At 30.1% G+C, this 12,470-nt stretch carries 6 protein-coding genes; 3 read left to right on the top strand and 3 right to left on the bottom strand.

Features of this window, described 5'->3' with window-relative positions:
- Nucleotides 1–52 precede the first annotated feature (52 nt).
- Complete coding sequence (locus ACKI44_RS06770; protein ID WP_407422803.1) at nucleotides 53–532, top strand: bacterioferritin; 480 nt, start codon at nucleotides 53–55, stop codon at nucleotides 530–532.
- A gap of 66 nt (nucleotides 533–598) precedes the next feature.
- On the opposite strand, the gene ACKI44_RS06765 is transcribed toward ACKI44_RS06770, so the two are convergent.
- Genes ACKI44_RS06765 through ACKI44_RS06755 form a run of 3 tightly spaced genes read right to left on the bottom strand, consistent with a single transcriptional unit; the run spans nucleotide 599 to nucleotide 3,140 of the window.
- Entirely contained in the window at nucleotides 599–2,425 is a 1,827-nt protein-coding gene (locus tag ACKI44_RS06765) for a PP2C family protein-serine/threonine phosphatase (RefSeq protein WP_407422801.1), read from the bottom strand.
- 41 nt (nucleotides 2,426–2,466) lie between these two features.
- Entirely contained in the window at nucleotides 2,467–2,844 is a 378-nt protein-coding gene (locus ACKI44_RS06760) for an ATP-binding protein (RefSeq protein ID WP_407422799.1), read from the bottom strand.
- Nucleotides 2,841–3,140 carry an STAS domain-containing protein gene (locus ACKI44_RS06755; RefSeq protein WP_407422797.1) on the bottom strand — a complete coding sequence of 100 codons (300 nt, stop codon included), beginning with the start codon at nucleotides 3,138–3,140 and terminating at the stop codon, nucleotides 2,841–2,843. Before ACKI44_RS06755 ends, ACKI44_RS06760 begins: the two co-directional genes overlap by 4 nt.
- A 248-nt stretch (nucleotides 3,141–3,388) precedes the next feature.
- Here ACKI44_RS06755 and ACKI44_RS06750 point away from each other — a divergent pair, with 248 nt between their 5' ends.
- Both ACKI44_RS06750 and ACKI44_RS06745 read left to right on the top strand, forming a co-directional pair.
- The gene (locus tag ACKI44_RS06750) at nucleotides 3,389–10,231 is read left to right on the top strand and encodes an amino acid adenylation domain-containing protein (protein ID WP_407422795.1); all 6,843 of its coding nucleotides are present in this window, start codon (nucleotides 3,389–3,391) and stop codon (nucleotides 10,229–10,231) included.
- A 21-nt stretch (nucleotides 10,232–10,252) separates the two neighbouring features.
- A complete protein-coding gene (locus ACKI44_RS06745; protein ID WP_407422793.1) occupies nucleotides 10,253–12,016 on the top strand; it encodes an MATE family efflux transporter in 1,764 nt (587 codons plus the stop codon).
- The last annotated feature ends 454 nt before the right edge of the window (nucleotides 12,017–12,470 follow it).

The raw sequence follows: 12,470 nt of genomic DNA, 5'->3' as shown, positions 1-12,470 counted from the left end.
GATATTCAATTATACACTTAAGAATCTTAAGTAATTTAACTAAGGTGAAATTATGTCTGATAAAGAAAAAACAATTGAAGCACTACAGTTAATTGTAACGGGATTGTCCGCAAATTCATTCGGACACAGAATCCAATCCAAAATATTTGCAGGCCTAGGTTTCCAAGCATTAGGAGACAAATATGCCGCTCATGCAACTGAAGAAATGGATTTCGTAGAACAGTTCATGGACAGTATTCTTGATTTGGGTGGAGAAATCAAACAGGAAGCACAGGAAGCACAACCAATCTATACTGATATCATAGAGTTCATAGAACATGACTACAATGTATCTGTTGAAGGAATTAAATTATTAAACGAAATGATGGATTCTGGAATATTTGATGCAACAACCTATGACTTAATGAAAGTATATCTCAAGGATGAAGAAGAGGATATGGGTTGGAGCGAACAACAATTAGACTTAATTAAAATGATTGGAAAAGAAAATTACTTGACCCAATTATTAATCAACGGTGTGCCTGCCGAATAAACACTTAAAGGGATTGCTGAATCCCTTTTATTTCTATATGTTTAGTTTTAAAAATAGGTATTTTATTTATTTGATTTTTAAATAAATTAATGTCATATCATCAAATTGGTCCTGTTTTCCTATAAAATCATCAATATCATTTAATAGATGAATTATTGGTTCCTTATCACTTTTAAATTTGTTGAAAAAGTCTAAAAGTCTTTCTTCACCATAGCATTCATCATAGTCATTGGTGGCATCAGTGATTCCATCAGTATATACTATCAATTCATCCGATAATGTTATTTCTTCAGTTTCATATTCGAAGTCTTCAAGAATTGCTAAAATAATTCCCGGATTAATATTTAAATATTCAAATTGGTCATCCTTTTTTATTATTGGAAGAGTATGTCCTGCATTTGAAAACATTAATTTTTTAGTCTTTTTATTATAAATGCCAAGCCATAATGAAACAAACATTGCCTCAAGATTATTTTTATATAATTGATTGTTTATTAAATATAGGACTTTTGAAGGATCCCTTTCGTGGTTAAAGGCTAATTTTATCATGGACTGAGTAACCATTGCAAGTAATGCTGCTGGAACACCTTTATCTGATACATCGCCGATTACAATAGCTAAATTATCATCATCTAATTCATAATAATCAAAAAAGTCTCCTCCAACTTCTTTTGCCGGATGAGAGTAACCTGTGATATAATAATTTTCATTTCTTATGGCCTCATGCGGAAGGTTAGAGTCTTGGATTCTTGATGCGATATCAAGTTCTGTTTTAATACGTTCTTTTTCACCTTCAATTTCGCGAATATTTTCAATATAATTGTTATTGTAATTAATCAAATCAGTATATGATTTGGCAAGGGTTCCAATTTCATTTCTTTCATTAAGATACTTTGAATACAAATTCACAAGACCTTCAGATTCAATTTTTTCATTTTCTTTGATAAATTTTTCAATTTCAGAAAATGACGAAAGGGGTTCGATTACTTTTTTTTCCATATCCCTTAAAATAATCATTCCCGGAATAAATGATAGGATTATAATTATATCGGTTATTATGAGTCCCTGCATTACATATATTGTCAAATCCATATTAAGACTTATAAGATGATAAATGAAATGAGAAATAATCATTCCCAAAATACAAATAATCAAGGTTATTATAAGAAACTTTTGAATAATATTTTCAATTATTGAATTCCTATTTTGGGATTCTATTTTATGTACAAATGGTTTTGTTAAATAGCTGAATAATAAAATTCCAATTAATATTGTTTCAACAAGCATGATTTGTTTATTCACACCAAATATCCTAGAAATTAATGATATTGCAGTAACAATCAACAATGAATAAAATAAGAGTCTATATAATTTTTTATTTACCTGTTTATCTGATGTTTTTGGAGTTTCTATAAAATCAATCTTTTTAGAAAGCCAAATGCTTATGATGCCTGTGAAAAATGCAATATTGGTAAAGTTCAAGAAAAATGCAATAGTTGAATATTCTTCCAGATTAGTTTGAAAAAGATAAAATGAAAATAAAGTTTCATGGACTACTGAAAAAATGAATCCGCACAGAAGTATTATTGATAAAAATATAGTGAGATGATAAATATTGTCTAATTTAGGTTTCATAATTTTTTGATTTCTAAAATCGGAGTACCAAAGTTTATATGCCAAGTATGAAACTCCAAAACTGTAAATAGAGGAAAAGACTATTTCTATGGGCACACATCCATCTGTAATACCTATTACAATATGTCCTAATGTTGCGCCTAAAGCGCCGTAGGGACCGAGTAATAATCCAAAAACAAAAAATAAACCTACATGCGGGCAATATAGTCCCAAATCCCATAACATGCCTGATGAAAGAATCATTTCAATAATAATCATCAAAATGAATGGCACAAATATTTTTTTTAATTTATTCTTCATTATTCCACATTTTTAATAACTATTAAATGGTTTTCACTATTTTCATAATGATACTCAAGTTCATCGGCAAGTTCTTTAGTTAAATAAATGCCTGCTCCTCCTAGTTGTTTTTCATTAACAGCATACGGGGGACCATCGAACTCTTTTAAGAGAGGATTAAACTCAAATCCGTTGTCAATGAACTCTATTGTCAATGTTGGTTTTTCATATTCGACATTAACAATGATAAATTCCGTATTTGAGTAATTCACAATATTGGCAAAGATCTCTTCAACAATTAATGTGACTTGAAAGTCTTCTTCGGAAAGTTCTTTTATGATAAACTCGTTTAGAGTATCTAACTCATTTATTTCTGGTTGCAATAAAATTGAGTTCATTCTATCTTCAAAACCCTATCGACACCGGACAATCGAAATACTTCCATAATTACATCATTAGCATTTTTGATAATAAATGGAATATTGTCTGGTTTTAATTTCCTGTGAGTTGCAATTAAAACTTTAAGGCCTGCACTTGAAATATATTCTAAATTAGCAAAGTCCATGATTAAAGAGTCAAAATTGCCTATTTCATCGTTAATCTCTTTATCTAACTCTTTTGATGTAACACTATTAATGCGACCTTCAACAGATAAAGTTAATTCCTTTTCATTATAAACTTTTAGAATATTCATTATAATCCCACAATTTGTATATTGATTTATCATAATTTTAAGTAATTTTAGAAAAACCTCTATAATTTTAGTTGGTCGGTGAGACTTATATATTTGTTGTTGTCTTTCGATATTTTAATTGTGATTTTGATGAATAATTCGTGAATTCAGAAAAGTTCTATCATTTGTCAGTCCAAAATTCAAAATCTCAAAATATTTAAAGATAATGAACATAATAATTATTATATGTAATTAAGGAGGCAAATTTAATGGATAAAAACAATTCATTAATAAATAATGTTCATAAAGATGAATCTGAAGTGGAAAAATCATTCGACGAAAATAGTGAAAGATATCAATCATCAAAACAATATTTTAATGCTAAACTTTGCGAAGGTTTTGAATCAACAGTTTTAACTCCTAATCTAAATGGTAATCCAGATGATGGAAAGTTAAAAAACATTGCAGAAAGTATTGGAGCTAAAGATATTGATGATTTCTGTAATAAATATGACATAAGTAAAAACATCTTATTCTTGTCAAGTACTGTTCTGGCACTCAATAAATTCACATTCACTAAAGATACGTTATTAACAGCAATATCAAATGATGTATCTGGTTCTAATTTTGATAATGCTTCTGAAAGCTTTGTCAAAACTGTTCCATTTATCATTTCTAATGAAGATAGGGAAATTTCCATTATTAATTTCATTAAATCTGTTGATAAAACATGGAAAACTACAATGGAGAATAGTTTCTATCCTTACTCTAAAATTGCAGAGAAATATCAATTAAATCCTGAATTTTTATATTCCTATAATGAATTTTTACAATCAGAGGATATAATGACTGACAACAAATTTAATGTGTCTGAAGAATTATGTTCTGGTGATTATAAAATTGCTTTATTTGTGAAATGTTTTAAAGAAAATGTTGAATTGAGAATAGAATATAATGATCAATTGTATAGTGAAGATTATATTCATATTTTCGCTAATTCCATACAATCCATTTTAAATCAGTTCTTGAGTTGTGATGTATCTGAATTTAGAATATGTGATGTAAGTTTGCAGCCCGAAAGAAAAACACCAGAATTTAGTGAAGTTGAACTTCCATTTATTCATAAACGTTTTGAAAAGCAAGTTAGTCAAACCCCTGATGATGTTGCTCTCGTAGCATGTGATGCTACTTTAACCTACAATCAATTAAATGAAAAAACAAATATTATTGCTAATGCTTTAATTGATAAGGGAATTAAACCAAAAAGTAATATTTTAGTCATGCTTCCAAGAAACAGTAATCTGGTTGCATCTATTTTAGCTATTTTGAAAGTAGGATGTGCTTTTATTCCGATTGACCCTGAATATCCTCAGGAAAGAATTAATTATATTTATGAAAACAGTCATGCGGATTACATTATCACCGAAAAATCTGGAAAAAATTCCTTGAGTATTGATGAGTTACTTTCCAATGGTGGCCCTGAAAATCCTAATGTCAACATTGAACCTGATGATTTGGCTTATATAATCTATACTTCCGGATCTACCGGAAAACCTAAAGGAGTAATGGTTAGTCACAAAGCAATGTGTAACCAGATTACAGGCAATATCACGAAAAATTTTGACAGTATTTTGACTATTTCAACGATTTCATTCATCATGTCCATAAGGGATATTTTAACTGGAGTAACTAACGGCATTAGATTGATTTTTGCCAGTGATTCGGAAGTTAAAAACATTCCTGATTTGATTGAATTAATAAATAATACTCAACCTGAATCCGTGACAATGACTCCTTCAAGATTTTTATCTTACTTGGAAATCGATGAATTTTGTGATTCTATAATGTCTTTTAAAGCTATTCTTATGGGTGGAGAAGCATTTCCTGCAAAAAAATTTGATACAATTGAAAAACACACTGATGCCACCATATTTAATGCTTACGGACAAAGTGAAGGTAATTTCTTATTCCCAGTTCCTTTAAAGAAAGCGGCAATGGACAGCAATAACATTGCTATAGGTAAACCCTTAGAAAATTCTATAGCTGACGTTAGGGATATTGACGGAAAACTATTGCCTGATGGAGTAATGGGTCAATTATACTTTGGAGGACCTTCAATTGGGAAAGGATATTATAATTTAGATCAGACAAATGAGGTATTCATTGAAATCAATGGAATTCCGTACTGTAAAAGTGGAGATTATGCGGTTAAAACACCTGATGGTGAATTTATTTTTAAGGGAAGAGTAGATAATCAGATTAAATTACGAGGATTAAGAATTGAACCTAGTGAAATTGAATATAATATTAGTTGTTATCCGAATATAAAAGAAAATGTAGTTGTAATTAGAGAAATCAATAATGACCAGCATTTGTGTGCTTATTACACCATTAATGGAGAAGTTGATAAAAGTTCTTTGAAAAATTATTTAGAGGACAAACTGACTAATTATATGGTTCCAACTGCATTTGTGCAAATTGATGAACTTCCACGAACTCCAAATGGTAAAACAGACATTAAAAGATTGCCCGAACCAAAATTGGAATTTGAAAATGTTTCCCCTGCAAATGACACTGAAGAAAAATTGCTGGAACTGGTATCTGAATATGCATATGATGAAAACTTTGGTGTTACAGATAATTTATATTCTCTTGGATTTACCTCATTATCCTTAATGAAATTTAATGTGAATATTTCCGAATCATTCAATATTAATTTAAATATCTCTGAATTATTGGATAATCCTACAATAAGATTTATCGCAAATCTAATTGATGATAGTGAATCCGATGAAAAGTTAGATGAATTAATCGAATCTTCAAAAGACATTACTTATTATCCGTTAATGGATAATCAGCTGGGAGTATATTACGAATGCGTTCAAAATCCTGATGAACCTCAATATAATCTTCCATCCATTGTAAGGTTCGATAAATCAATCGATGCATTGAAACTAAAAGAAGCCATTATCAAAACAATTGATGCATATCCTTATCTTAAAACAAGAATTGTCAGCCATAATGGTCAGTTAATGCACAAACGTGACGATTCAATACCTGTTGATGAAATTCCTATTATTGAAATAGATGAGATTTCTAATGAAGAAATTGAAAAAGAAAATGTTAAAAGATTTGAATTATTGTATAATCAGTTATTCAGAGCTAAAATCTATAAAACCAAAGATGAAACAATTCTGTTTTTAGATATACATCATATAATAACTGATGGTGAATCTTCAGGTATGTTATTCAAAAACATTGCCAATGCATATAACGGTGACAAAATAGAAAAAGAAGTCCTTAACGGGTATATATGTTCTTTGATTGAAGAAGAGGAAAAAAATAGTGAAAAATATGCTGCCAGTGAAAAATATTTCCATGATTTATTAACAAAGGATGTGGATTCAACCATACTGACTCCAGATTTAAATGATGATGATGAATCTGGCGAATTAAAATCCTTTTCTAAAAATATTGATTCACAATCAATAAAAGAATTCTGTGCTGATAAAAGAATTTCACCAAACATTTTATTCATGGCCAGTACAATATTAACATTAAATAAGTACACATTCAGTGATAAGACATTATTGACAACTATCTTCAATGGAAGACTTAATTCTAATTATTATCATACACAAGCCTTTTTAGTTAAAACCTTACCAATAGTATCTATCAATGAAGATAGAAATATTTCCATCAGAGAATTCTTTAAACAGGTTGATGAAATTTGGAAAAATGGAATTAAACATTGTACATATCCATATATTAAAATCTCAAATGAATTTAATTTAAAACCTGAATTTTTATATTCCTACAATGCTCTTGAAAATAGTAAAATCGAATTGGATAATAATGTGTATGAAATTAATCATTTGGATTCTCTTGAAACCGATTATAAAGTTAGTTTTAATGTTTATGAGAATGAAGACAGTTTGGAATTGGATGTTTTATACAATGATGGATTATACAGTGAAAAATATATTAAAACATTCTTAGACAGCATTATCATAGTTTTAAATAAATTCATTAAATGCAGTTCTGAAGAATTGGAAAATGTCTGCTTGAAAGAAATTTCTATTGTTGAAAGGGAAATCCCTAACGTTGATGAGTTAGAATTTAGTGATATTGGTGAAACTCGTCTTAATAAGCTTTTTGAAAAACAGTGTGAATTAAATGGAGACAAGATTATTTTAACTGCAGCTGATGGCGAATTCACTTATGATGATTTAAATGAGAAGGCAAATCGTATTGCAAATGCTTTAATCAAAAAAGGCATTGAAATTGAAGATAAAGTTATGTTTATCTTAAAACGTAACAGTAATATTGTGGCTTCAATTTTCGGTATTTTAAAAGCAGGCGCAGCATTCATTCCTGTTGATTCAGAATATCCTCAAGACCGTATTGAACATGTTTTATCTGACAGTGAATCAAAATTTATCATAGTTGATGATGTCATCGATAGGAAAAGTTTGGATTTATCTTCCTGTTCGGATAAACTGCTGGATATTAATGAATTGTTAAAAGAGGAAAATACTTCTAATCCAAGCGTTGATGTTTCTCCTGAGAATTTGGCATATCTTATTTATACTTCAGGCTCGACTGGTCTTCCAAAAGGAGTGATGATAGAACATAGAAACTTTGCCAATTATGTTTATCCACATCCGAGGAATACATTTTGTCATGAATTAGTTTCAAATGCAGAAACTGAGAATTATAAATTATTATCATTAGTTACTGTGGCATTTGACACATTTTTGGAGGAAATGCTACTGCCTATTTTAAATGGTGTTCCTGTGGTCTTTGCTGATGATGTTCAGATTAAAAATCCATTGGAATTAATTCCTCTGATTGAAAAAACAAACGCTAATATTTTTGATGGTACTCCTTCAAGATTATTGCAGTATCTTGAAATTGACGGGTTGAAAGAATGTATTGCTAAATTTAAAATATTTGTCGTTGGAGGAGAAGCTTTTCCAAAACATTTATATGATATTCTCTCAAAAGTGTCTGACGGTAAAATAATTAATAGTTATGGGCCGACAGAGATAACTGTGGCATGTAATGATAAATTAATCGATCAACCTAATATCGTTTCTGTTGGAGAACCAATTTTTAATGTTTATGAAGAGATTATGGATATAGACTCCAATCCTTTACCTCCTCATGTTTTGGGAGAGTTATATGTTGCGGGAAATGGTGTTTCAAGAGCTTACTACAACCGTCCTGAAAAAAATGCCGAAGCTTACATGACTATCAACGGAATTAAATTTTATCGAAGCGGGGACTTTGCTAAATGGAATGAAAACGGTGAAGTTGAAATTCTTGGAAGACTTGATGACCAAATTAAACTCAGAGGTTTGAGAATAGAAATTGGTGAAATTGAATCAGCCATTAAAGAATTTGAAGGTATTAAATCTCTTGCGGTTGTTGTCAAAAAGATTAAAGGTAATGACCACTTATGTGCATACTTTACGGTTTATGATGAAATTAAAAATGATGGGAATGGGTATTCCATTGACATTGGCAGTTTAAAAGAACATCTAAATTCAAAATTGACTTATTATATGGTTCCTACTGTTTATATGGAACTGGATGAGATGCCTCAAACATTGAATGGTAAAACTGATTTAAGGAATTTGCCTGAACCTGTTTTGATTACGGAATATGTTGCTCCTGAAAATGATATTGAAGCATTTTTCGCAGATGCCTTTGCAGATATTTTATCTCTTGATAAAGTTGGAGTTACGGATAATTTCTTTGAAATAGGTGGAACTTCACTACTTGTAACTAAAATTACTCTAGCAGCTTTAAATAGAGGTTATGATATCAGTTATGGTGATGTTTTTGATAATCCTACTCCTCGTAAACTCACCAAGTTTATTTTAACTGATGAAGATAATGAAATTACACTTAGTGAAGTATCTGATTATGATTATTCTAAAATTAATGAGTTATTGGAGAAAAATACCTTGGAAAATTTCATCAAATCAGAATCTGATGGTGATTTGGGTGATATCTTATTAACTGGTGCTACAGGATTTTTAGGCATTCATATTTTGCGGGAACTATTGGAAAATAATGACGGTAATATTTACTGTTTAGTCAGGTCCAAAGCCAATATCTCTTCTGAAGAAAGATTGAAATTTTTATTGTACTATTATTTCTCAAATAACTATGAAGAGCTATTCAATGATAGGATACACATTATTGACGGAGACATAACCAAATATGAAGATTTTGAAAAATTAAGTTCATACAGAATTGATACAATATTTAATTGTGCGGCTAATGTTAAACATTTCTCTTCCGGCACGGATATTGAAGATATTAATTACGGAGGAGTTTTAAATGGTTTGAAATTTGCCAAATTGAAAAATTCAAAATTTGTACAGGTTTCAACATATAGTGTTGCAGGCGAAAGTATAAACAATTTCCCTCCAGAGGATTACCTGTTTAATGAAAGAGATTTATACATCGGACAAGGTACTGAAAATCAGTACGTTAGAAGTAAATTTTTAGCAGAAAGGGCTGTTTTAGAATCAGCAATTGAAGATAATCTCTCTGTTAAAATCATGAGGGTGGGGAATTTAATGGCCAGAAGTGATGATGGAGAATTCCAAATTAATTTCATTTCGAACGGATTTGTTAATAGACTTAGGGCTTTTGTAACACTTGGTAAAATGCCTTATTCCCTGCTAAGCAGTGCTGATGAATTAAGTCCTATTGATGTGACTGCCAGATCTATTGTTGAACTATCCAAAACGCCTAAAGACTGTGTTGTTTTCCATCCGTATCAGCACCACACAATTTGTTTTGGAGACATAATAGATATCATTGAACCTTTAGGTCTTGAAATCGAAGCCGTTGAAGAGGATGTGTATGATGAGTATTTAAATCAAGCTTTCAATGATAAGGATAAACAGGAGGGCATATCAGGTCTGATTACTTCTGCCGGGGGAGGAACCATGAAAAAAGTTTGGATTGGTGCTGAAAATGATTATACTGTACAGGTATTGTACAGATTGGGAGTTAAATGGCCAATTATCTCAGAAGAATACATTTATAAATTCGTCGAATATTTAAATGATTTGGCTTTCTTCTTTGAGTAATCGATAATGGGGTGTCTGAGAATGTATGAAAGGAGATATAACCTATTAAAAAGTAAGTTTGATGAGTTTTTATTACCCAGTTTGCTTACTACGATGGCAAATAATATTTGTTTATTTTTTGATGCATTAATAGTGAGTTTTTTAATAGGTTATTTTAATTTAGCTGCCATTCAGGTTGTTGTTCCGACTATCACGTTCATAGATTTGATCTGTTGGGCTGTTGGATTTGGTGGCAGTATTTTAATGTCTTCAATGAAAGCCAATTATGATGATTTTAAGAGTAATACCTACTTTACCGTTTCAATAGTTAGTCTAATGGCTATTGCAATTATTATTTCGATTTTGGGACTTATATTTATAGATCCTATTGTTGGATTTTTATGTTCGGCAAATATGGAAAGCAGTACTCAGTTATATCCTCTCGTAAAAGATTTTCTTTATTTTACCATTATAGGATTTCCTTTCATGTGTTATATTTTGGGCATATCTTATTTTTCCCGTGCTGATGGAATGCCCAAATTAGCTTTAATTGCTGTTATAATATCCAATGTGGTAAATATAGTTATGGACTTCGTTTATCTTAAATTCTTTCATATGAATATTGGCGGTGCTGCTCTTGCTACATTAACCGGACAAATTTTAGCATCAATAGTTATTTCATATTATTTCTTCAGCAATAAACGTACCATTAAATTATTATCAATTTCAAAAATTAAATTTAATCGATTTATCGCATACCTTAAAGATATTCTCATTTCAGGTTTTCCTCCCGCTTCAATACAACTTTTCATAACTCTAAAATTATTCATTATTAATTATATGGTTCAAATTGTAATGGGTGGCGTAGGCCTTGTGGCATTTAGTGTATGTGACAATTCTTCATTTTTAATTTACATGTTTGCAATTGGAATAAGCCAGACAATGGCTCCGATTGTATCTGTATATTATCAGGAAGAGGATTATAATGGCGTCAGATACACCATAAAGCGTGCTATAAAATTAGGTATTCTTTCAGGAGGCATCTTAATGGCAATATTTATAATTTATCCTCAATCCTTATTATTCCTGTTCAACATTAATAATCCTGCTGATATTCCTGTTGTAATTGATTCAATAAGATTATTTTCATTAAGTTTCATAGGTCTTGTCATATGCTTCATAATACCATATTATGCGGAATCTATTGGAAGGGAGAAATATGCAATATGGATTGCCTTTATTGAAGGTTTAATTCTTCCTGTAGGTGGATCAATATTGCTCGTTCCTTTAATAGGATTTAATGGAATCTGGATTGCATTTTTAATTGCAGAGATTTCTACAATAATATTCATGTTTATTTACTCCAAATATATTGAAAGAAAAAGTAATGGAGAATATTCAGGTTTCTTTTTACTTAAAAAACAGGATGAAGAAAATATGCTTGATTTGTCAGTGAATGCCAACATAAATGACATCGCAGATTTGGCTTCACAGGTTCTGGATTATCTAAAATCAATGGGAATTTCTGATTTGACTTCAGTAAAAGTATCTTTAGCTATTGAAGAAATGCTGGCAAATATTGTTAAAACTAATGATGATGTTGGAACAATGGATATTTTAATCAAAATTCAAAGTGAGCATATTTTAATTTCGATTAAAGACCAGGGGGTTGAATTCAATCCAACTGTTGAAAAAGAGGGATGTGAGTATGACCATATAAAAATTTTAATGAGTGTCGCTGATAAAATTGATTATGCGCGAGTATTAGGGTTGAATAGTACTGTTATTACAATCAAAAATTTCTAGTACTTGTTTGAATGATTTATCATAATTTAGCGAGAATACCCCAACTTCTCAAAGTTGGGGATGAATCGCAATGTTGGGGGTACTTTTATTTTTGCTAATTTTCCTAGTTGATTTTCTAAAATAGGCTATTTTTTCATGGTATTTGTATTGGATTTTTCATTCAGTATACTATTTTTTTTGATTTTTTTATAATTCATATGTTTGCACATTACTGGTCAAATGCTCTCTCGGTATTTCTTTATATATGCATGTGGTTTATATTATTAATTGTAGTTAATACATATTTTATTTGGGTTTTTTATTAATAATGGTGGTTATAATTAAATGAAAGTTGTTAATAAGAATATTAAAGTTAGGATTTATCCGTCAAAAGCGGATAAGGATGATAAAGGAGAAAAGATTGTTAGTATTAACAAAATTGAGTCCAATATAGGTATTTACAGATTTATTTATA

It is taken from the genome of Methanobrevibacter sp., from assembly GCF_045646205.1.
Lineage (GTDB): Archaea > Methanobacteriota > Methanobacteria > Methanobacteriales > Methanobacteriaceae > Methanocatella.
The sequence above is the reverse complement of the archived record's forward strand: the minus strand, read 5'-3'. Positions and strand labels throughout refer to the sequence as shown.